21 protein-coding genes and 3 pseudogenes are annotated in these 22881 nt (G+C 47.6%); 7 read left to right on the top strand and 17 right to left on the bottom strand.

What is annotated here, in order from left to right; genetic code table 11:
* Positions 1–56: 56 nt before the first annotated feature.
* The 11 genes and pseudogenes from ACLIN2_RS20050 to ACLIN2_RS20100 form a co-directional block, all read right to left on the bottom strand.
* The gene (locus ACLIN2_RS20050) at positions 57–2501 is read right to left on the bottom strand and encodes a bifunctional diguanylate cyclase/phosphodiesterase (protein ID WP_411501930.1); all 2445 of its coding nucleotides are present in this window, start codon (positions 2499–2501) and stop codon (positions 57–59) included.
* Between the two features lie 610 nt (positions 2502–3111).
* Complete coding sequence (locus tag ACLIN2_RS20055) at positions 3112–3579, bottom strand: DinB family protein (protein ID WP_411501931.1); 468 nt, start codon at positions 3577–3579, stop codon at positions 3112–3114.
* A gap of 154 nt (positions 3580–3733) precedes the next feature.
* Complete coding sequence (locus ACLIN2_RS20060) at positions 3734–4666, bottom strand: manganese-dependent inorganic pyrophosphatase (protein ID WP_122959845.1); 933 nt, start codon at positions 4664–4666, stop codon at positions 3734–3736.
* Positions 4667–4814: 148 nt separating this feature from the next.
* Positions 4815–5234 (bottom strand): MarR family winged helix-turn-helix transcriptional regulator, encoded by a 420-nt coding sequence (locus ACLIN2_RS20065; RefSeq protein WP_092267651.1) that lies wholly within the window; start codon positions 5232–5234, stop codon positions 4815–4817.
* A gap of 116 nt (positions 5235–5350) precedes the next feature.
* Entirely contained in the window at positions 5351–6085 is a 735-nt protein-coding gene (locus ACLIN2_RS20070; protein ID WP_411501932.1) for an SDR family NAD(P)-dependent oxidoreductase, read from the bottom strand.
* A 12-nt stretch (positions 6086–6097) separates the two neighbouring features.
* Entirely contained in the window at positions 6098–6847 is a 750-nt protein-coding gene (locus ACLIN2_RS20075) for an SDR family NAD(P)-dependent oxidoreductase (protein WP_411501933.1), read from the bottom strand.
* Positions 6848–7120: 273 nt separating this feature from the next.
* Entirely contained in the window at positions 7121–7657 is a 537-nt protein-coding gene (locus ACLIN2_RS20080) for a GNAT family N-acetyltransferase (RefSeq protein WP_092267649.1), read from the bottom strand.
* 89 nt (positions 7658–7746) lie between these two features.
* Positions 7747–7953 (bottom strand): CLC_0170 family protein, encoded by a 207-nt coding sequence (locus ACLIN2_RS20085; RefSeq protein WP_092267648.1) that lies wholly within the window; start codon positions 7951–7953, stop codon positions 7747–7749.
* 35 nt (positions 7954–7988) lie between these two features.
* On the bottom strand, positions 7989–9227 hold the full coding sequence (locus ACLIN2_RS20090; RefSeq protein WP_411501934.1) for a Ger(x)C family spore germination protein: 1239 nt from the start codon (positions 9225–9227) through the stop codon (positions 7989–7991).
* Positions 9196–10317 (bottom strand): GerAB/ArcD/ProY family transporter, encoded by a 1122-nt coding sequence (locus tag ACLIN2_RS20095; protein WP_411501935.1) that lies wholly within the window; start codon positions 10315–10317, stop codon positions 9196–9198. Before ACLIN2_RS20095 ends, ACLIN2_RS20090 begins: the two co-directional genes overlap by 32 nt.
* Positions 10265–11953: pseudogene (locus tag ACLIN2_RS20100) on the bottom strand (spore germination protein). The gene ACLIN2_RS20095 and the pseudogene ACLIN2_RS20100 overlap by 53 nt, the downstream one beginning before the upstream one ends.
* Before the next feature lie 282 nt (positions 11954–12235).
* On the opposite strand from ACLIN2_RS20100, the gene ACLIN2_RS20105 reads away from it, so the two are divergent.
* The 3 genes from ACLIN2_RS20105 to ACLIN2_RS20115 all read left to right on the top strand — a co-directional run bounded on the left by ACLIN2_RS20105 (position 12236) and on the right by ACLIN2_RS20115 (position 14044).
* Complete coding sequence (locus ACLIN2_RS20105) at positions 12236–12721, top strand: hypothetical protein (RefSeq protein ID WP_411501936.1); 486 nt, start codon at positions 12236–12238, stop codon at positions 12719–12721.
* Between the two features lie 163 nt (positions 12722–12884).
* Positions 12885–13541 carry a hypothetical protein gene (locus tag ACLIN2_RS20110; protein WP_122959848.1) on the top strand — a complete coding sequence of 219 codons (657 nt, stop codon included), beginning with the start codon at positions 12885–12887 and terminating at the stop codon, positions 13539–13541.
* A gap of 371 nt (positions 13542–13912) precedes the next feature.
* On the top strand, positions 13913–14044 hold the full coding sequence (locus tag ACLIN2_RS20115; protein ID WP_411501937.1) for a hypothetical protein: 132 nt from the start codon (positions 13913–13915) through the stop codon (positions 14042–14044).
* Positions 14045–14111: 67 nt separating this feature from the next.
* Here the strand turns inward: ACLIN2_RS20115 and ACLIN2_RS20120 are convergent.
* A pseudogene (locus tag ACLIN2_RS20120) lies at positions 14112–14414 on the bottom strand (hypothetical protein); the annotation flags it as partial.
* Between ACLIN2_RS20120 and ACLIN2_RS20125 the strand changes: the two are divergent.
* The gene (locus ACLIN2_RS20125; protein ID WP_411504567.1) at positions 14359–14763 is read left to right on the top strand and encodes a fumarylacetoacetate hydrolase family protein; all 405 of its coding nucleotides are present in this window, start codon (positions 14359–14361) and stop codon (positions 14761–14763) included. The pseudogene ACLIN2_RS20120 and the gene ACLIN2_RS20125 overlap by 56 nt on opposite strands.
* Before the next feature lie 100 nt (positions 14764–14863).
* Here the strand turns inward: ACLIN2_RS20125 and ACLIN2_RS20130 are convergent.
* Positions 14864–15252 (bottom strand): annotated as a pseudogene (locus ACLIN2_RS20130) (VOC family protein).
* 110 nt (positions 15253–15362) lie between these two features.
* On the bottom strand, positions 15363–15581 hold the full coding sequence (locus tag ACLIN2_RS20135; RefSeq protein WP_092267644.1) for an HIT family protein: 219 nt from the start codon (positions 15579–15581) through the stop codon (positions 15363–15365).
* A 475-nt stretch (positions 15582–16056) separates the two neighbouring features.
* On the opposite strand from ACLIN2_RS20135, the gene ACLIN2_RS20140 reads away from it, so the two are divergent.
* Positions 16057–16329: an HU family DNA-binding protein gene (locus ACLIN2_RS20140; RefSeq protein WP_092267910.1), complete on the top strand. Its 273-nt coding sequence runs from the start codon at positions 16057–16059 to the stop codon at positions 16327–16329.
* Between the two features lie 66 nt (positions 16330–16395).
* On the opposite strand, the gene ACLIN2_RS20145 is transcribed toward ACLIN2_RS20140, so the two are convergent.
* Positions 16396–17958 carry a sigma 54-interacting transcriptional regulator gene (locus tag ACLIN2_RS20145; protein WP_411501938.1) on the bottom strand — a complete coding sequence of 521 codons (1563 nt, stop codon included), beginning with the start codon at positions 17956–17958 and terminating at the stop codon, positions 16396–16398.
* 209 nt (positions 17959–18167) lie between these two features.
* Positions 18168–19373: a methionine gamma-lyase gene (gene megL, locus ACLIN2_RS20150; RefSeq protein WP_411501939.1), complete on the bottom strand. Its 1206-nt coding sequence runs from the start codon at positions 19371–19373 to the stop codon at positions 18168–18170.
* 179 nt (positions 19374–19552) lie between these two features.
* On the opposite strand from megL, the gene ACLIN2_RS20155 reads away from it, so the two are divergent.
* Both ACLIN2_RS20155 and ACLIN2_RS20160 read left to right on the top strand, forming a co-directional pair.
* Positions 19553–19693: a hypothetical protein gene (locus tag ACLIN2_RS20155; protein ID WP_411501940.1), complete on the top strand. Its 141-nt coding sequence runs from the start codon at positions 19553–19555 to the stop codon at positions 19691–19693.
* Positions 19694–20176: 483 nt separating this feature from the next.
* A complete protein-coding gene (locus ACLIN2_RS20160) occupies positions 20177–20941 on the top strand; it encodes an SDR family oxidoreductase (RefSeq protein WP_411501941.1) in 765 nt (254 codons plus the stop codon).
* Positions 20942–21142: 201 nt separating this feature from the next.
* Here the strand turns inward: ACLIN2_RS20160 and ACLIN2_RS20165 are convergent, their stop codons facing one another.
* Entirely contained in the window at positions 21143–22675 is a 1533-nt protein-coding gene (locus ACLIN2_RS20165; protein WP_411501942.1) for an AraC family transcriptional regulator, read from the bottom strand.
* Positions 22676–22881 lie beyond the last annotated feature (206 nt).

The raw sequence follows: 22881 nt of genomic DNA on the forward strand, positions 1-22881 counted from the left end.
CGCATTTGTGGATTTTTATAAATAGCTTCTAACTTGATAACTTTACTTCAGATTTTTTACTTCTCAACCATAGGCCGAGAGGGAACAAAAAAGCTATTCTCTATATCTTTGGACGATAGTGGCCTGCTAAAATAGTAACCCTGAATTTCCATGCAGTCATTTTGAGTTAGAATTTCAAGCTGCTCCTTCGTTTCAATTCCTTCCGCAATCACGTCCAGATTTAAGTGCTGAGCCATGGAGATAATCGTTGCAACGATGGCTTTATCATTCGTGCTTTCAGAGATATCCGTGATGAACGAACGGTCGATTTTCAATTTATGGATGGGAAACTTCTTTAAATAGCTCAATGAACTATAGCCGGTTCCGAAATCATCCAGGCTAATTCTGATTCCAATATTATTCAGCTCCTGAAGGATGTTAATCGAAACTGTCGGGTCCATCATCATGCTTTCCGTGATTTCCAGCTCCAAATATTGTGGATCGAGCCTAGTCTCCTGAAGAATGTTTTGGACATACTCTACCAAATGCGGTTGGTGGAACTGATGGGAAGACAAATTGACCGACACAGGAATCATTGGACCGCCCTCATCATGCCACTGCTTCATTTGCTGGCAAGCTTTGCGTAATACCCATGTCCCGATTTCAAATATCATTCCCGTTTCTTCCGCAATGGGAATAAACACGCCTGGTGACAGCAGCCCTTTCTTTGGGTGGTTCCAACGAATCAGCGCTTCTACTCCAATCATGCGGTTACTCTCTGCGTGGAATTGGGGCTGATAATAGACAACCAGCTCATTACGCTCGATCGCTTTTCGCAGGTCGCTTTCCAGCTCAATGTTCGTCAAAAGCTGCATGTCCAACTGCGGGGTATAGAATAGATGGCCATTTTTACCCTGCTTCTTGACTTCATACATGGCGGTATCTGCTTTTTTGAGCAATTCCACTGTACTCTTCCCGTCGGAAGGGAACAGAGCCGTACCGATGCTTGCAGATACATAAAATTCACTATCTTTTAAATGGAACGGCTGCTGAAGAGCTACCAGTATCCGCTCTGCCAATTGAGCGGCTTCCTGTCCCTTGGCACCGGTGCTACACAGAATGGTGAATTCATCCCCACCCATTCGGGCAATGTCCGCTTCAAACCCTTCCGCACACTTTAAAATGCGGTTGCTTACCCCCTGTAAAAACATGTCCCCGTATGTATGACCAAGCGAGTCATTAATCATTTTAAAACGGTCAATGTCAAGAACCATGATGGCAAAGCTGGAAGGATCCTGCTCACGGGTGGTGATTGCCTGATTCAGCAGTTCATTAAATTTTCTTCGATTTGGCAAGCCAGTCAGCTCATCATGATAAGCCTGATGCTTCATTTTCTGTTTCACTGCATTTTCTTCCGTAATGTCCTTCACAATAATGTGGTTGCCTACCACTTTTCCTTGTATGTCCACAGGCACATTGACTACACTCAGTTCCACATAGCGACCATCTGGATGAACGATGGTTGTTTCAAAATTACTTCTCGATTGTTCAAAGGATTGATAAAATTCTTCACGCGTTTTTTCCTTCTCCTCCTCCGAAATAATCATGCCGATTTTGGAGATAGGCTGATTTACAACCTCTTCTGCATGAAGCCCACTAATTTTGACCGCAGCAGGGTTAATATTTGTGATGATTCCATTGGTATCTATCGAAATGATCCCGTATTCATTGTTTTTATAAAGCGAACGATACCAGCTTTCGTTCTCCTGGATTACCGAATCCTTTTGAGAAAACCTTTTATTGATAAAAATGCCAAACAACGTAACCCCAAGCAGAACGAACGTAGCGACAACAATAATATAGGCTAATGACCCCGTTTCAATATTGAACCCATTGCCAAAATCGCCACCTTCTATTGGTTGAAACTGGGCTGCAAGCATCCCTGTATAATGCATACCTGCAATTGCTGCCCCCATGATAAGCGAGCTTCCTAGTTTGTAGAAGAAAGCAAAACGTGATTGGTCCTTCCGAAAATAAAACAACAACCATAGAGCCGCAATCGAAGCTGTCCCTGCAATGATAACGGATAAAATCACAAGTGCCATATCATACTTGATCTTAATGATCATGGCTGCCATACCGGTGTAGTGCATGCTGCAAATCCCAATGGCCATCAAGATGCCGGCCGTGAGAAGCTCCTTGAACCCAAGCTTATCCCTTGAAACTGTTAGCAAGGCGATTCCCGAAACGATTATCGCAAACAGAACCGAGAGCAGGACCAATTCCATATCATATAGGACGTTAATGGGTAAAGTAAGCGCCAGCATTCCTACAAAGTGCATCGACCAGATTCCCAGCCCCATTGAGAGCGCTCCGAAAAGCAGCCAGAGAATCCTATGCCTTCCTTTACTTATGCTTACTCTCCCCGCCAAATCAAGCGCGGAATAAGAGGCCGCTACAGCAATCATATAAGATAAGACAACGAGCAAAGTGTCATATGTACCGTGAATGTGATTGTGCATGGATCATTCACCTACCTTGTAATATTCTTCGTGAAAACTTTCGTATGGAATACTCTAATTTATTTCTATCCCAATATCAAATTTTTCCTGAAGTTGAACTGGTTCATTTCAGACGAATTGTCTGAACTATTTCTGAACAAAGCAACGAGGGACAAATAAAATGTTGCTATAGTTACATAATTTACAATTTACTATCAATAATCTCAAGTATTATATTATAATCACACATACACTTTACCCTAAGGAGTTGAGCCTTATGGAGGATACCGTACTACGCATGATCCCCCCCTCGAAATGCCATTCTTGTGGATGTTCAAAATTTCATAAGGATGAAAAAAGAAGCTATGACTATCACGATTTCATGGGTAATAGGAGGATTGTGATAAACATACAACGTCGCAGATATCGTTGTTCCAATTGCGGGACAAAACAATGGGATCAAGTGTGTGGAGCGTCTACATATTCCAAAAAAACATACCGGCTCATTTTGTGGGAAGGTAAAACGAATCGCCCAAGAAGATAAAAACAGTCAACCAGGATCCCTAAGATCTTGATTGACTGTTTTTTTCGACTATAAAGAAGGCACGAAACCATTCCTACCTCAAGTGGCTCACTGACTTACCTGATATGCCTCCCTGACTCGTTTCATCTGGGCAAGGTGACCACGAATATGCTCCACACGGTACTCCAGCAGCTGCTTGAACGTAACTGGTCCCGCATCTGCATATACTCCCACCCTCTCAGATTGCTCTGCGGTTAGATGATCCAGAATGGGCTGCATGGAGGAACGCAACAATTGGAACAGACGCAGATGCTCTTCACGATCTAGTAAATCATATCCAACCTTATTCACCCAGGCGTTTTGATCAAATGAAATCAGGAGAGGCTCCTCTTCCGCCAAGACCTTCCTCATCCGATGCGTAGATAAGATTTCAGAGTCGGTCACATGGATGATGATTTCATGAATGCTCCATTCGTCTGGTGCGGGTTTAAACCTAAGCTCTTCCTCACTCAATCCATCAATCGCGTCTCGAAGCATGTTGTATCCGCTCCGATACTCTTCTATCCAGTCTTTCACTTTTACCCCTCCCGCTTCGCTATCTGTATATCCTAATTTCTGCTCTTTCCATTTTACAAAATGCTGGGGCACTTTCGCGTTCTTTCCTCCTACAAATGCAAAAAAACTGCCCGCAGTTGTGCCTAGGCAGTCTTTTTCTACGAACCTTCTACCCTTACAGGCTTGCGAAGGTGTCCGTCAGTACAGGTACGATTTGTTTTTTGCGGGAAACGACGCCTTTGAGAACGGCTTTGTTGTCCACCAGGGTCACATTGTACGCCTTCTCTACAGCATGTGCTGCTTTACCGATCGCAACACCTACAGAATCGTTGTTTAAAATGTCGGTTACCGCGAACAGGAACAGGTCCAGACCTTTTTCTGCCACGATCGCAGAAATAGCTGCTTCCAGCTCAGCTTGACGTCCCAGTACATCGTTGACGTCTACAGCGTTCACCTGCGCGATTTCTACTTTTGCGCTGCCCATCTGGAATTCTTTTGCATCCAGAGACAACAGCTGTGCAATCGTTTTGTCGCTCAGGTCAGCACCAGCCTTCAGCATTTCCAGACCGTACTGCTCCAGGTTCACACCGGCGATTTCAGCAAGCTCGTGCGCTGCTGCTACATCTTGCTCTGTGCAGGTCGGAGATTTCAGGAGCAGTGTGTCGGAGATGATCGCCGACAGCATCAGACCCGCGATCGCTTGCGGAATCTCTACGCCGTTTTCTTTGTACATTTTTTTCAGGATGGTGGTCGTGCAACCAACTGGTTCTGCGCGGAAGTAGAGTGGATTGCTCGTCTCAAAGTTCGCAATACGGTGGTGGTCAATGACTTCTACCACTTGCACCTGCTCAATATCGTTTGCGCTTTGTTGGCGCTCGTTGTGGTCGACCAGGATGACTTCGTTTACTTCATTCGCTACGGTTTCCACTTGGCGAGGAGCCGCTACTTTAAAATAGTCCAGTACGAACTGCGTTTCGCTGCTTACCACACCGAGGCGAACCGGCTCTACATTTGCCCCCAGCTTTGTTTTCAAGTCTGCGTATACCAATGCAGAGCAGATGGAATCCGTGTCAGGATTTTTATGACCGAAAATGAGTTTTTTTTCCATGCTTCATACTCCCTTAGTCTTGTTTTGGCGTCAAAATTATACCATAGGCTTTAGGATATTCCCAAGTAACATTATAGGTTCAAACGCCTTGATTGGAAATAAGAATAGCAGCCCGAACGAAGAATTTGTCCAGACTGCCCTTGTCTTCTTACTGTGACGCATTCAGCTTTTCGTATATTTTTAACAGCTGCTGTCGTTCTTCATCCGTCAGCTTTTCAAACAGATTTCTGCGTAGAGCCTGCCCCTCCTGATTGGCCCGATTCACCATTTCCACGCCTTTATCGGTAATTCCCAAATAAATAATGCGACGGTCGGACTCATCGATGATCCGGATCGCTAATTTTTTTCGTACAAGTTTTTCCGATAAATGAGTGAGCGTAGGAGGAGTCAATCCTAGCGCCCTCGCAATATCGGACGGGCGGCTTCTTCCGCTTTGCTTTAGATGTCCGAGAACAAGTATATGAGAGACACCAAGATCTTCATTGAACATTTTATTCCACTGGATGATCAAGTTGTTTGTAACTTTGTCCATGTTATGAATGATCTCAAAAATCGTCTGTTCCTTCATCAGAGTCGATCCCCGCTTTCTACTAGAAAACCTCTATCGCTGCCGACTCCCGGACAGCTCCCTATACGTTAGGAAAAGCCCCTAATCCAACATTAGGGGCTTTTCTATCATACATGCTATTGAGCGGAGAATCCACCGTCAATCACCAATTCAGCACCAGTGATGTACGCTGAGTCATCAGATGCGAGGAACAATGCCGCTTTGGCAATGTCCGCAGGCTGACCCAAACGCTGCAGCGGAGTCGCCTGAATCAAGCGTCCGAGAAGCTCCTTGGATGTACTCAGCGCTTGTGTCATGGGTGTTTCAATAATTCCGGGGAAAAGGGCATTTACGCGTACCCCGTCACGTCCAAACGCAGTAGCTGCTGCTTTCGATATCGCACGCACAGCGCCCTTGGATGCAGAGTAATGGTTAAAGCCTTGTCCGATCTGCGCCGTATAAGAGGAAATATTGATGATGGAGCCTTGCTTTTGGGCTGCCATATAAGGTGCAACATGCTTCATGCCGGCAAATGGACCAAAACCGTTGATCGCAAGCATTTTCTGCCAATCATCCAGATTGATGTCCTGATACGGCTTCTCCGATGAAATCCCTGCATTGTTGACCAGAACATCAATCTTGCCAAAACGCTCGTTCACTTCTTTTGCCAGGGAAGCCCAGTCTTCATCCGACGAGACATTTAGCTTCATCCCATATACATTTTCCTTTTTGCTGACGGCTTCCAGTGCGGTTTCATTGATATCTGCTGCAATGACGATGGCGCCTTCCTGACTGAATAGATCGACCATGCATTCCCCAATACCCGATGCTCCACCCGTGATGATGGCTACTTTATTTGCTACTCTTCCCATGTCCAATACCTCCTAGCGTAATTTAATGGAGCCGCCGTCCACCATAATCGTTTGACCGGTAATGTAATCAGACTCACGGCTTGCCAAGAATATAGCGACTTGTCCAATATCCTGCTCCGGATCACCCAGTCGACGCAGCGGGATTTTCTGGATCATAGCATCATACAGCTGCGGTGCGCTCTCACGCCATTGCTCTACACCCGGGGTCAGTGCAATAGGAGAAATGAGGTTCACATTAATGCCATCCGGCCCCCATTCGTTCGCTGCTACACGGGATATGGCCCGAATCGCTTCCTTCGCGGCAGCATAGGAGGTTTGGGTCACTTGACCATCCAAGCCGGCACCCGATGCAAAGTTGATGACCTTTCCCTGCGTTTTCTTCAGCTCGGGATAGGCTGCCTGCATAAAGTGGAAGGTAGGGTAGAAGCCCGTCCCAAACGACAGGTTAAACAGCTCCTGCGTCGTTTCCATAAATGGAGCTTGTCTGGATACGTGGGCATTGTTCACCATGATATCGAGCTTGCCAAATTTCTTGACGACAGCAGCCACAATCTCATCGACATTCTCTTTCACGGAAATATCTTTAATAAAAAGCATTCCTTCTGTATATAGATTGACCTGTGCAAGGGTGTCCTTTCCTTTTTCTTCATTCACATCGACGATGGCGATATGGGCGCCTTCTTTCGCCATGGCAAGGGCAATTCCCCGACCAATTCCTGATGCGCTGCCAGTTACAATTCCAACTTTTCCTTGCAATCTCATAATTGTAACCTCTTTTCATTCCATTATATTTAGATATCTAATTATTTTACATCTAAATAATAACAAAGCATCTGTTTTCGTGCAACCCCAATCAAAAATGCATACGCTTTCCTATCTGATACCAATCGCAGCCGGAATGCCCACATGAACGCCGGCATTTCCCTAAAGCAATCGTGGCAGAGTCACTCCTTTTATAAAAACTGGCATGGCTAACATGAAAAAAGCTTCCACCAGAATAATGGTGAAAGCTTTGCTTTGTATGCTCGGTTATCCTCAATGCTTCCAAGTCAAAACTTCATCCGGATTCGCCACTTCCCTGCCATAAAAACGGTGCGAACGGAAATTATGAATCTCTCGGCAAGCCTTGGCCATATTCTCCAGGATCTCCTTTTGCGGCACCCCATCCGGACTCCAGTAGTACACGATCATCTCATACGGCTCCCCGTTTTGATCCTCCCGCTCGTATTTGATCCGATCAGCCTCCACAAATCCGTTTTTATCGTAAAATCGAGCTCTGCGCACAGTATCCTCATCCTGTTCATCGACCGGCTCCACTTCCAGGAGAATCGTTTTTCCTTTCTCCTTCAGCTTGTTTAAGACCTTTGTGCCCATCCCCTTGCCTCTCGTATTCGGATGAATCAGCAAGTAGTCGATAAAGAGAAAGTTCTCAAACTCCGCGTACAGCAAGAGGTAGTCTTCTGTCTCTTCTTTATGGTACGCATCTTTATCCTCGATCAAAGCACGAAATTGGCCGGGATCCTTCATTTCATGCTCGGGAAAATACTCATTCAGGCGCTCATACCACTGCATGCCGCTCCCCCTTTTGGCAAACACTTCGATCCAGGATTAGCATCTCCGAAAGCCAAGCGTTCCACTCATCGGTCTTTCTAGGATGACCTTCACCAAATTTGGAGCAGCGAATTCACAAGCAAAAGCAAAATACCCAAAATGAGATTGAACCACCCAAGGAATTGGGATGCCTTCTTTTCTTTTTGCATGCCAGGCAGGGCATACCTTTTTACATCCACTTTTAAAATGAGCAAGCCTGAAAGCAATAACATTGGGATCACATAAACAGAAAAACTGATGCTGCCCCCCGTAATCATTCGGCTGATCCTCCAAACGGCAAAAGACTTCTTCCCTATCTCGCTTTCATGCCCACGCGTCGAATTTCGATATTCACCTGAAGGTCCACGGTAATGTCTTTATACATCTCTTGCCAGCGCTCTTTCGTTTTTATTTTCTGGTTCCAATACTGCGGCTCCATCGCCCGCACGTATTCACCGAACCCAAAGATATCGGCGCTTTTTGCTTGCGTTTGCTTGATGAGCCCCTCATAAAACTTCACAGCTCCCTGCTCATCCTGACGCTCAATTTGTTCGAGCAGAGCGGAAGTGATCACCAGACCTTTTTCATTGCTTTTTTCTTCCAAATTGACTTCGATGAAGGTTTGGACCAGGAAATGAGGAAGACCATTTTTAATCTGCACACGAATCTTAGACTTTCGGTAAGTCGCGTATAGATTGACGACATAAGGCGTATTTCCCACTCGCACAAAGCTTCGGTACCCGGCAGGATTTAATCCCCTTATTCCCATATAGGCTGCGATTTCAAACGGCTTGGTCGTCCCCACCATTTTGTCATTTTGAAAGTAAGCCATTCCCAAGAGCTCGACATTCTGCTCTTTCTTCAATTGCATGTAAGGGAGAAAGCCTTCCTTCCCTCTCTTGGAGGAATCGCTCCAAAACAAACCGATATAATCAGACGGAAACTTCCCCAGTCGAACAGCCTCATCCAGCGTGGACATGAGATACATCGTCGGCACTCGCTCCAGCTTGGGAGCTGCTTTCATTAATTCGACTGCTCTTCCTTTAGAGATTACCAGCCACGCCATTCGCCGTACTTCCGAATTTCTGCGGAAGTAGTCGCTTAGGTTTCCCAGCCCTTTTTTTGCCACGGCCTCTGAGACAACAATGACACGCAGATGACCAAAGAAGAGCCTTCCTGAAATCTGCTGCTGGAGGTTCATGAGGGCATCATCGATCGAGTGACCGACTACTTCAATGACCCAGACCGTATTTTGTCCACCACCATCCGTTTGCCCGCCACCTTCACCTGGTCCCAGTGGAATGCGCCCTGGCAGTCCGATCTGTGCAGCGACACGAATCAATTCCTTTTTCGGTGCAGGAAATTTCCCCCGTATGTGAGAAATTTCTTGCTCCTCTTTTTCTGCATCCGGCTCTGCTGTATCCACCGAGATTCCTAGTACGACAGCCCGTTCCTCAATTTCCAAGCGATCCCAGCACCCCGCCAGGAAAGGAACCAGAAGCGAGATGACCACAATGAGCTTAGCTTGGTTTATCCATGGCTGTATCTTCATTGCGATCCTCTCTTTTCCCGCGAATGATGGCCACAATCAGCAGAACACTCGGGTACAGAATGGTGATCATGAGACCACACCGGCTTACAAATTCAATAATGTCATACATCTGCATGATGTTTTGTGGGACCATCGCCAATACAAACACAAAAGGCAAGAGAAAGAAGGAAAACATACCGTGATCGCGTAGGCGCAGCAGCTTGCTTACGGACTGGATGGTCAAATAATAGCTGGACAGCAGCGATGTGAAAACCGCCGTCACCCAAACTGCCAAAAAAGCTGCGTCCAAACGCTCTAAAATATTCGCAGGCAGAGATGTCGCTTTTGCCAACTCCAGCGTGGGCCAGAGCAGTTTCTTGATTTCCTCTGCGCCAAATAAACCGACTGTCGCCACGACGATTGTTATGTACAGCCCTCCCGAAATCACCATGGCCCAAACACTTGCCTTCATGACTCGATGAGGATTGCGCATCGCAGGAATGATCATGGTCAAAATAAAGGACCCCTGAAACAGTGCCGCCACGGTCAAAACACCCTTCAGCAGGTCGTGCTGTTCATTCCCCCACAGTGGCAGGAGATTGATCATTTCAGCGTTTTTTAGGGAGAGCGATGCAATGACCAAAACAGGCACTAAGAGGAACGGAAAGTAAAACTGATGGATGTAGGTAAAGGTAAAAATATCGCTTCTCGTAGAAATGGCAGCGAGGAGCAGCATGACAATCACGGTGATTTCCACAGGCGTTGATTTTAGTACGGCCGTGACGACGACCTCCCCAAACTCTCGCGCCGTAAGCGAGGTCAAAACCGCAAAAAAGCCGATCACAAGCAAACTGCCAATCCATGCAAGCCACTTGCCGATAATATCTTCGCTGTAGATGATTATCGTCTTGCTGGGATATCGCTTCCCTAAAATCGTAATGATGATCACTCCGAAGAAAGCGAGACAAGTACCGAGGAAAGTGACAAACGGCGCCCCCGAATCTGCCGTCCGCAATGCAAAGAGCGGCAGGGCCAGTACCCCTACGCCAATGATGGTGCTAACCAGTATTGTCACCACTTGAATCACTGTTATTTGTTGAGGAACCTTCACCGGTAATATCCTCCCTTCCCTTTTGAGCTCGCGAGGAGGAATCCATGTGATCGCCAGGGGTTTTCAGTTTTTCTACGACGGATTCATCCAGCCTCCGCAAATCCTTTGGCTGTAAAAAAGTAGGTCTGCTTTTCAATGACCACAATGGCCCGCGTGTGAACAAATCTTTCATCCCCTGAAAACTGCCTGGTACGAGCGGACTCAATTACGGTACTCCAAACGATTTTAGCGACAGCAGGTGATTCACAATCAAAATCAAACCGACTACAATCCCGTAAAGTCCGAAGACACCCGCCATCACGATCAAAGGAAAGCGGAGAAAGCGAAGTGCCAGTGCTGCATTGTAAGCAGGCGTGGCAAATGATCCGATAGTGGTCAGTGCGATGATTACCACGGTAATCGGGCTTGCAAAGCCTGCGGCAACGGCTGCTTGACCGATGACGAGCACGCCTACAATCGACAAGGCTCCCCCCACTTGCTGCGGCAACCGGATCGTCGCTTCCCGCAAGACTTCCATGGAAATCTCGATGACGAGCACCTCGATCACCGCTGGAAAAGGAACCCCCGCCCGTCCACCTGCTACAGCCACCGCAAACTCGGTAGGAATGAGCTCTGGATTATACGAGATGATCCCGACGTAAAGAGACGGAAAAACGAGTGAGAACATCAGCGCTACGAGCCGTGCCAAACGAATGGCACTCATCAGGAGAAATCGCTCCGTGTAATCTTCCACCGTTTGATAGAACTGGTTGAAGGTCGTGGGTACAACAAGCGCCAGAGGCGAACCATCGACGAGGATGGCCACTCTGCCCTCCAGCAAATTGGCAGCTACTTTATCCGGACGCTCCGTATACTGAACCTGGGGAAACGGAGACAGATGGTTGTCCTCAATGAACTGCTCCAGGTACCCGGAATCCAGTATCGCATCAATATCGATTAGGGACAGCCGCTGCCTGACCTCTTCCACGAGTTCCGGATTGGCGATCCCTTGCATATGACAGATGGCGACCTTTGATTTTGTCCTTTGCCCGATTTCGAGCGTGCGCACATGTAGATCCGGTGTCTGCAAACGGTAACGGATCAAAGCAATGTTTGTCCCCAACAGTTCAATAAAGCCTTCGCGAGGGCCGCGGATAACCTGCTCGGTAGCTGGCTGATCCACATTTCTTTTTTCAATATTGCGCGTCCCGATCAGAAACGCGTCATCCAATCCCTCGACAACGACCACCGTCTGACCGCGCAGAATACCCTCAACAAGCATGGAGAGCTGACTTTCCAGCACCGCTTCGCTATGATAGAGAGTTTCGTTTATCAGCATATCCTTCATCCGTTTGGGATCAACATTTCCCTTCTTCATGCGAGGATTGACCAGCATCAGCGGTTTTAAAATGTCGGTATTCAGGTTACCCTGATCAATCATGTTGGAGTAATAGAACATAACTGCCGAAAATCGTCCAAACACATGAAAACGACGCATCGAAAAATCAGAGTTCTCTCCGAAAATATGTCGGATGTACGAAATGGTATCTTCCACATTTCCATTTATTCTTTCGTCGTTGGAATCGTTCTTGTTTTGATCGGAAGTTGTGACCTGGGGCTGTTTCATCTTCTGGCTGAACCATTTGGAAAATGGCATTCTTCCACCGCCGATTCCTCTAGCAAATTGGCCCGAAACGCTTCATCGCTCGGTTGTTTTCATCATCATTGACATTTCAGCCCCAGTTTAAACGAAAGCCCGCTAGGTTCAACCGCTTTGGACGCTTACATGGACGCATCCAGAGACTTCCCCCTGCTTCATCCCATCTTGCAATCCTTATAATTGGAATAATTATCTATTTACTTCTTTACTTAATTTACTACGATATGGTAATTTTTCACTTGCCTTACCTTGTAAAGGAGGATACCAGGATGGGACGACGTGTTCCTGCGAGGGATTGAGGGGTCCCGCCAAAAGCAGCAGCCCAATACGCTGTCCGCTTTAATGATTTCAATCAATCCTGCTTACCGCGGACTTGGTTTCAGCAGGCAGATGGTAACAGCGATGAAAGAGATCGCTATCCAAAATGGACTGACGTATATGCTTGCTCCTGTGCGTCCCTCCTTCAAGCACAAGTATCCTCTTACGCCAATGGAAAAGTACATCCGATGGCAAACACCAGAGGGAGCTCCGTTCGATCCATGGGTGCGCACGCATTGGAAGCTGGTGGCCAAAATCATGCAGGTCGCCTCTGAATCGATGTTCATCAAAGGGAATGTCGCCCAGTGGGAAAGCTGGACAGGTATGAGGTTTCCCGAATCGGGAACGTACATGATTCCGGATGCGTTGACTCCCGTGCAGATTGACGTGGAAAAAGACGAAGCGTTGTACATCGAACCGAATATCTGGATGCAGCACTTTTTGTGAGGCTCTTGTTCCTGCCTGTGCGCTCTTCGAGGACGGAAAAAGGGTGAATTGTGTCGATTATTCTGGAAATCATCCGCCTAGTATCGTATAATTTCCCTGTAATAGTCCTTTGGTCCCCGTACTATTTACCCTTTAAATTTAACAGGCAACGGAGAAAATAACGATGAAAAAAGCGGCAGGAATCACGATTATGGTAGCGTTGCTAGGTTTCAATGCATACCTGTGGCCAACGTTGATAAAAGAAGTAAAAGCCGATCAGAAAAACGAAAAAGGCGTTCAAACCGCCACCATTTTACCAGCTTCAACTCCCGTCATGGATTTGTCCAATCAAGGGCCTCGTCCAGCCCATGTATCAGCGTATCCGGTCGAACAGCCGGCGGGTCAGCCGAGCTCAACTGCGCTAGCAGCAAGCAAACCCGGCACGGATTCGAAAAAGCAATCGTCGGCAAAGGCCGTACAGACGGCTTCCAGTAAACAGCCAAAGAAAACTGCCCAAAAGCCTTCCACCCCATCGAGACAATCGGATGGTCCAGACGTTCAAATCACCTATACTTACGAGCCATCCACGATTCATTATGAAGAGACTACCTATACAACGACGAGCAGCTACGGCGGCGGTTCGTTCAATATGCCGCTCGAATATAACCCGTATACAGGCAAAGTCCAGGAATCCGTCAAAATTTATCGGGGCATGGAAGTTCCTGCTACCCCGACGTTAAACAAACAAAACTTCGGCATCCCGCAGACTGTAAAACCATATGTCCCCCCTGAGAAACAAGATCAACAGCGACTCGCCCCGCAGTCTTACCCAGGCAGATAAGAGAATATGGATTGTCCGCTCATTTGTTCCTCCGTGCAGGAACATTTTTTTTTGCCGAAAATAGGTGGGGCTTGAATCTACTTTACTAGAATATACTCTCTGCTTTACTACGCGCCTTTCAAGAAGAAGAAGAAGACGCATCCCGTGGTTTGCGGAGGATCTACAAAGCGAGCTGATGAGACAAACGCACGCCTCTTCCTCTCCACCCCGAATGAAGTCCAAAACGAGCGACTTTGACCTTTGCTGAATACTGTCGGGACATCCTATAATTAGCTCATACGCACTCGAAAAGCAGGCGTGACAAATAGAAGGAGAAACGATTTTCGTTGGAATCAACGCTTTGGAGAAACGTCTTTTTTTGAATCTATTTTATGGTGACCATGCAAACCGCCATCACCTCGATGGTGACATTGGAGCTCCAAAACCCTACACGTATCGTGACAGTGGCAGCTACAGCCGCAGCAGCGCAATCAGCCACCAGTGATGCAGCTGTGAAAAAGTAAACAGTATAACCTATGAAAAATACAGATACGTACACAAGCAAGGGCTCTCTACCCATAAGTAGAGAGCCTACCCAAAAGTAGAGAGCCTACCCAAAAGTAGAGAGCCTACACACAAGGTAGCGATTCCGTAGCGTTCGCCTCGTCTCCTCATCTCATACAGCAGCGTGACGAGAATACGTGCACCCGTCGAGCCCAGAGGATGCCCCAATGCGATGGCTCCCCCGTTTACATTCACGCAGTCCAAATCCAATGACAGCTCACGGATGACTGCCAGTGCCTGCGCAGCAAAGGCTTCATTGCATTCGAGCAGTCCAATGTCAGAAACCTTTTTTCCTGTTCGTGCAAGCAGCTTCTGGACGGCACGCACAGGACATACGCATCAATGGGGGCCGGGCAAAAACTTCGAGGGAACCGGAGCATTCGGACCTTGGATGGTCACGCGGGATGAAATCAGCGACGGAGAGATTTTGACTCTCGAAACGCGGTTGAATAGCGAGGTCATGCAGCACGCTACGACCGACATGCTGCTCTTCCCGATCCCTACCTTGATCAGCTACGTGTCCAGCTTCACTACACTCGAGCCAGGGGATGTCATCGTGACGGGTACGCCAGGCGGGATTGGTATGAAACGGAACCCACCCGTTTACATGAAGGCAGGCGATGTGGTGGAAATCGAAGTAAGCCGCGTGGGAGTTTTTGAGAAATACGATTGTAGCTGAATAGGTGCGTAATGAAAAAAGATAGCTTCGGTTGGAGGCTATCTTTTTTCTCGTTCAGTGGCTGCAGGCATCAAACGAGCCAGAGGCCACACAAATGCTTTTACTTCATTCTTTTCGAAATCGGATGATCTTCTTTAAGCTGCAGCAGATCCCAGAGGTTCCCGTACAAATCCTTGAACACGGCAACTGTTCCGTAGGACCCCTCTTGCGGCTCCCTCACAAATTCGATCCCTCTTGCAACCATTTCCTCATAATCTCTCCAAAAATCATCTGTATTTAGGAAAAGAAAGACTCTGCCGCCGGTCTGATTGCCTATGTAGCTCTCTTGCTCTGGATTAGATGCTCTCGCTAGCAAGATCGTAGTCCCCACTGAGCCCGGAGGAGACACAACCACCCAGCGTTTATCCTGTTCGGGCTGATAGGTGTCTACTCGATGGCCTCATCGTAATCTTTGACGACGAGAGCAATGTGTACGATGGACTGGATCATTTTCTTGACTCCTTTCTTTTGAGAATTCCGAGCATGTGTAAAGTATCGATGACCGTGATCCGCAAACCCCAAACTCGCGTACAGATGTTGTGCCTCAAGGACGCTAACGGCTATTGCTGCGTTCCCCCACAATCTATTGCTTTTTCATTCATTCTTTTATGTTGAACGCCCCCCTTGAATATTCCCCCATTTTCACAAACACTTACCCCTTCTACAGGAAATACTTTTTTCAGGGCAGTGGTAATTTTCTGAGAGGCTTTCATGATTTCCGTCGCCGTCCCGATATCCAAATCAACCAAATCGGTGAAATGCTTTTTCGGTAAGATCAATGCCGATATACCCTAAATTTCCGCTATATATTCTCTTCCAGAAACAAAGCAATCTTTACCCGGCTGACTCCCGAACAAAGGTTGCTTTCGCTGCCTATCTACTCACGATTTCCTTGGCAAGGAGAATCATTTCACTACAACTTCATTGGAATGATCATAGACGATCTCAAAATCACGATGCTATTCTATAAAGTACGTGTACGTCCAGCAGTTCGTCAATGGATGATTTCTATTTCTTGTACCATGCAGCTTTTATGCCATTATCTGTTCAACCGCTTATCGGGCAGAACCAAAGAGCCATATCCATTCTTGCATGATTATCTATTTTTGCATAAATAATGGTGTGCTGGAGGGCTCCATTCTCGAGAATCTCCATATTTTTTTCAACATAGGAAACGAATGTTCTCTCACACTCTTCCATTTCCTTCCCAACTCAAGTATTATGTATTTTATATTGAATGAAAGGGTGTTACTCATGAACAAAACAGAACTGATTGCAAAAGTAGCAGAAGCTACTGAACTCACGAAAAAGGATTCTACCAAAGCTGTAGATGCGATTTTCGAAGCGATTGCTGGTGCACTCCAAAACGGAGAAAAAGTATCCCTCATCGGTTTCGGTAACTTCGAAGTGCGCGAACGTGCAGCTCGCAAAGGACGCAATCCTCAAACAGGTGAAGAAATTGAAATCGCTTCTGCAAAACTCCCTGCATTCAAGCCAGGAAAAGAACTGAAAGAAATCGTAAAATAGATTTCGGTTACATAAAAAGACGCCCGCTTTGGGCGTTTTTTTGTTTGGCAACGCTTTAGTCCCCGCTTACAACTGGTATTTTTTCATTTTCTGCAGGACAGCTGTATGGCTAATGCCTAAATAGGCCGCGGCTTGCCTGATGGAAGGATGCTCTTTTAACGCACGAATCAATATCGTTTTTTCGTAGTAATCCATTTGTTCTTTGAGTAGCTTTGGGGTGGAGTGTGAAAAGTCTTGTTCGCTTTCGGCACGATCCTGCTGTGTATCAAAATACAAATGCGCCGCCCCAATTTCCTGTCCAGGACAAAGGTATACCGTTCGCTCCATCACATTTTGCAGCTCACGAACGTTGCCCGGCCAATTGTGAACCTGCAAGGCGCGAATAGCTGAGTGAGTGAGCGGAATCATCGGCTGATTCGTTGCTCGGCATACCTTTTGAATAAAGTACTGGGCCAGCATCGGGATATCGCTTTTGCGCTCTCGAAGCGGCGGAATCACGATCGGGATGACGTGCAAGCGGTAATATAAATCTTCGCGGAACAGTCCTTTGCTCGTCATGTCTGCAAGATTTCGATTCGTAGCTGCGATAATGCGGACATCGATGGGAATCGATTTGTTCCCGCCGACTCTCCGTACTTTTCGCTCTTCCAATACGCGCAGGAGCTTCGCTTGCAGATGCAACGGAATATCCCCAATTTCATCCAGAAAAAGTGTTCCAGCCTGCGCAATCTCAAACAGCCCAAGCTTGCCCCCCTTAAGCGCCCCCGTAAACGCTCCTTGCTCGTACCCAAATAGCTCGCTTTCAAGCAGAGCATCTGGAATGGCGGCACAGTTAATGGGTACAAAAGGCCCGGCAGAACGATTGCTCTCAAAGTGAATCGCTTTGGCAAACAGCTCTTTTCCCGTACCGCTCTCCCCTTGTAGGAAAACAGTGGCTTCGCTTTTCGCCACTCGCTTTGCCGTCTCAATACACTGTCGCATATTCGCACTCTGCTGAACGATTTCGTCAAAGGAAAATCGCTCACTTCGCTGTACGGTGGACAGCAATTCTTGAATTTGTTTATTGTCGCGCAGCACAATCACGACACCTTGACGCTCGCTCTTCTCGGCAGGAATAATGGGATGATAGCTGCAAATGTAAGTCATGCGCTTTTTTTGTCCGGTAAGCAGACTTACCTGAACGCTGGGCACCTCAATCGCTTCCTCCAGGCATCGCCTCACCTCGACCGCTGCTTCTCCCCACAGCTTTTCGATCGAGTCATGCAGCAGCCGTTCTGGCTCCATTTTCAGCATCGCTTGAGCTGCACGATTGATGGTAGTGATCCTCAGCTGATCATCCAGCAGGAGAATTCCTTCCGAAACCGTTGTAAGAATCGTATGAATGCGGTTTTCACGCTCTTCTGCAGGTAGGTATGGGATCATTTTTACCTGCTCGATGCCTTTCACCTGCCTAATCCATTGCGTGATCGTCTCGACCTTGCTCGGAGCCACGGTAGGAATTTTCAAATAAATATAGTGAGGCCGAACCTCCATCCCGATAATATCGATCTGGTTCGCTGCAAAGCAGGCGATGACCTCATGTGTGATGCCAACCCGGTTTACGCCATTGATTTGAAAGGTAATACCCATGAGCGCAATCCCACCTCACCCGTCAAACGGTCTAGTTCTCTCCATCCATCATAATGAGAAAAAATGGCTACGCCAAGCTTTTTGGTGGAGCCGTCTGATTCAAAGGGCGCAAGTCTTTCTTTTTTGTATGTATGCTGGATCAGATGCTTGTCCATCGTTTTCTATAAAGAAAAGCCCGGTGTGTTTCTGCACACGGGCCATCGGAGATATCAAGCAAAGGCAAGCGCTGCTTCCAAATCGTCGAGGATGTCCTCAATGTCCTCGATCCCTACGGACAAACGGATCAGTCCATCTGTAATCCCCATTTTTTCTCTTTCCTGTAGCGGAATGATCGAATGGGTCATCGAGGCGGGATGCTGAATAAGTGAATCCACATCTCCCAAACTGACGGCCCGTTTGCACAGCTGTACGTTGTTCATCATGCGGATCCCTGCTTCCATCCCGCCTTTCAGCTCAAAGGCGAGCAGGCCGCCGAAGCCATCCATTTGCCTGCAGGCCAATTCATATTGAGGAAACCGCGACAAGCCCGGGTAATGCACCTTCGCCACTTTCGGATGCTGATCTAAAAACTCCGCAACCCTTTGGCCATTTTCACAGTGGCGATCCATCCGCACGCCCAGCGTCTTCAGCCCTCGGATCAATAAGTAAGCATCAAACGGACCTATAATACCGCCTATATCCTTTAAAGAGGTCATGCGAATCGTATCCATAATCGATTGAGGACCTGCCGCAACACCTGCAATGACATCGCCGTGTCCGCCAATGAATTTCGTTGCGCTATGAATGACGATATCACACCCATGCTCGATGGGCCGCTGCAAGTAGGGAGACATAAACGTATTATCCACGACGACGCAGGCACCTATCTCCTTGGCAATTTTTGCGACCAGCTTCAGATCGACCAGCTCCATCGTAGGATTGATCGGCGTTTCGACGTAAATCACTCGGGTAGTGGGCATCAGCTTTTGACGGATGGACTCCTCGACTGTCATGTCACAGAGCGAGTACGTGACTCCAAAACGGTCTTGCATCAAATTCAGTAAACCGTACGTGCAGCCGTACAATCCTTTGGTGCCGAGGATATGGTCCCCACTTTTCACGAGGGCCATAAGAACCGCCGAAACCGCGGCCATCCCGGATGCAAAGGCAAGACCAGCCTCCGCCTTCTCCAAAGCGGCAATCTTCTCTTCCAAGACAGTGACCGTCGGATTGCCTAAACGAGAATAGACGTAGCCCGCTTCTTCCCCAGCAAAGCGCCGAGCCCCTTCCTCCGTTGAGGCAAAGACAAACGTCGAGGTTTGGTAAATGGGTGTCGCCAATGCGCCTGTCTGTGGATCAGCATGGTAACCAGCATGGATGGCAGTCGTAGATCTCCCTTGCTTTTTCTGTGCCTGAACGGTTTGGTTGTTATTCATCCAAGAATCACCCCATCATTTCATTTTGAAAGCGTATTCTTGCACAATGTATGCCAGCGTGAAAAGCTGATTGGGACTACGTTATTTAGAAAGAAGCAGAAGATAATGGAAAGAATTCTTGCCATTCGGAAAGATAACTTACCATAATGAGAGACAAGTACTGGAAGGAGGCATATGAAATGAAATTAACCAACATTCCCTTTACCGTAACAGACTGGAGTGCCATCGAGCCTACTGAGCATAAGGGCCTAGAAGGAGCCGCCTATTGGAGAACGCAGCATTTTCATGACATGCGGGTTCGACTTGTCGAATACAGATGATACCTCTCCACATCGCTCTGCTACCAAGGTTGGAGCAAAACTGTTTATTGTCGATTAACAGGCAGCGCGAGGAGCCACGTTCTTCGGCTTGGACTGGGCGAACAAGGAAGCGTCCATCTTAATTTGCAAGCGCTGCTCTATATTTTATGGTTCATGGATGAGCCCGCTAAGAAATAGATTCAAAATTTTTGGTAAAAGGTGTGTGACAGCGTGGAGAATGGGTATGCGATCGGGTGGGGGACTTTAGCCCTCATTAATGCCGGATTAGCTCAAAGTAAAAATGAAAGTGGCCTTACGTGGTTTTTTCTCTCGCTATTGCTTGGCCCAGTCGCTACTTTTTTAATCGTCGTCTGGGTCAAGTTTCCGAAAGAGCAAAGGTAAGCTCCCAGCTCCCTATACTCTCTGCAGACGAATAACAGAGCAACATTCCAAACATCTCCTCATGGTATAACTAACATGAATTTCAAACAAGGAGATGAGAACATGAGCAAGCTGAAGGGCAAGATTGCGGTTGTGACGGGTGCAAGCCGAGGAATTGGTCGAGCTATTGCACGGCGTCTGGCACAGGATGGGGCGTTGGTAGCCGTACACTATGGGACGAGAAGAAAAGATGCCGAAGAGGTTGTCCAGGACATCGAGAGAAACGGCGGTTCGGCCTTCTCGATCGGCACTGACTTGCGTGTCCATACTGGAATTGGCGATTTCTATACGCAGCTGGACGAGGAGCTTCTAAAACGTACGGGAGAGACGCGGTTTGATATATTCGTAAACAATGCTGGGATCGGACAAATAGCAAGCTTCGAGGAGACTACGGAAGAATCTTTTGACGAGGTCATGAACATGAATGTCAAAGCGCCTTTTATTATGATCCAGCAAGCTTTGCCTCGTATAAAGGAAGAAGGCCGGATTATTAACCTCTCCTCGTTCGTTACGCGGGCAGCCTCTCCAAGTGTTTTCGCCTACAGTATGTCAAAGAGCACAATCAACACGCTAACCCTCATGTTGGCCAAACAGCTTGGGAGCCGCCAAATTACGGTGAACGCGATCCTCCCCGGTATCATCAACACGGATATGAATGCAGGCACCTTGCAAAGCCCTGACGGACAAAAGTATGCGGCTTCGCTTTCAACCTTCAACAGATGGGGAGAGCCCCAAGATGTAGCGGATATAGCCGCTTTTCTTGCCTCCTCAGACAGCCGTTGGATAACCGGTCAGTTGATCGATGCGAGCGGCGGGTCACATTTGTAAGTGGGATCGTTCAGAAGTCTGGTACGAGTGCTAGGCTTACGAACATCTTCAAAACGTTTGAAAATTTTCAGCATGATGCTTTGACGGGAACCCGGTTTGGATTAGATTCGCGAAAAGCTTGATGCGGGATGCGGGCTCAACAAAACAGCGGCTAGCCTCGTCAAAGGCAGCCGCTGTTTCTCTATCAGGATATCCTGCTATTTACTTCACTACGGATTTCAAAACGTCATCGATCATCTGACTGTTGGCAATCGCTCCGGTGTACAGCCAGCTCGAGCTATCATCAAATACGTACACATGCCCGTTCTTTACAGCCGGCATTTGCAACCAGATTGGATCCTTTTTCATTTCATCCATGTTTACGCCTTTTCCTTGTACAACAAACAAATGATCAGCGTTTAACTCCGCCAGCTTTTCTGTCGAAAGGGGCTTCCAGTTGGCATCATTTTGCTTGGATGCTTCCTTCACGACTTCTGGGATTGTCAGCCCTAGGTCTTTGTAGAGCAAATCACCGCTGGATAAATGCTCATCTACGACGAATACGGCTTTCCCTGTGACCCAGAGCGCTGCAGCTGAGTGTGTGCCTATTGCTTTTTTCAATTGCTCCCGAGCGTCCTTTGCTTTTGCTTCGTAGTCAGCCAGTACTTTTTTCGCTTCCTCTTTCTTGTTCAGAACGTCTCCGACTGTCAGCAGTTCTTGACGCCAGTCGTTGTTTTTCTCTGTCCCTACAGCAATGGTGGGCGTGATTTTCGCATATTGGCTGTAGCGGTCCCCTGCTACCATTTCGGCACTGTCGACGAAAAGCAAATCTGGATTGTAGCTCATGACGACTTCCGGCGGCAGATCATGAGGAATCAAAGGTACTCCCGCCAGATCTTTTTGCAGGTACTGCTGAACAACGTTTCCTTTTACCGACCATTGTGCAACGGGTTTTACTCCCAGCGCGATGAGATGATCCTCCAGATACGACGCGATCACTCGCTGTGGCTGCGATGGCACCTTCATTTCATGTCCCAATGCGTCCGTTACAGTTCGCTCAGTAGATACTGGTGTCTCTGCCTGTACATTGCCATTCGGTGCAGCTGTATTCGGTGTACCCGCACAAGCACTCACCAGCAAGCTGAGCGCTACGATCAGTGCGAAAGCAATCGACTGTGTTGTCTTTCTATCCACTTGCCTAATCCCTCCGAAGACTTGTTGAGAATCGTTTTCACCAATATACCTTTGGATTTCCTGTGCGGCAATGGACAATTCGGTCTTGTCATAGGGACGATATGGACCTTTTCGCTGCGTGCTTGCCCGCTTCTGATATTGATTCGAGGTCATTCCCGTATGCTTTTTGAACAGTCTTGTGAAATAGAACGGATCGGCGTAGCCCACACTGGCCGCGATCTCCTGGAGTGTAGCGTCCGTCCCTTGCAGTCTTTCTGCTGCTTTTTGAATTCTCACCTTGATCAAGTAATCGATGGGACTATATCCGGTCTGCATTTTAAAGATGCGGGTCAAATAGCGCACGCTGTAATGGAACTGCTTGGCTAACGAGTCAAGAGTGATCTGCTCTGCGTGATGCTTATCCAAATAAGCCATGACTTGCTCCACCAAGGTTGGTTTTTCTGTTTCCGGCTGTGCTCCCTGCAGCTGCTTTTGGAGCAAATGAGCGTGTACAAATTGATAGAATATCGCTTTGACATGCAGCCGTCCCAATGCATCTGGCTGCTGCCATTTTTGCTCCATTTGGTTTGCCCACTCGAGCAGCGGTACCGGCTCTTCCGGGGAAAAGCCGTATACTTCCTGAAACGAGTTCCGGCTATGGTATCTGCTTTGGACAAGGGAATCGTCGCTTTATAGAAAATCAGGCAGAATTCAAACTCATCCTCTACCTCGGCGATATCCAGAGAAATGCCCTTTCCGCCATGTAGCAGGAAAAAACGTTGAGCGAT

Source organism: Brevibacillus centrosporus (genome assembly GCF_046622605.1).
Lineage (GTDB): Bacteria > Bacillota > Bacilli > Brevibacillales > Brevibacillaceae > Brevibacillus > Brevibacillus centrosporus.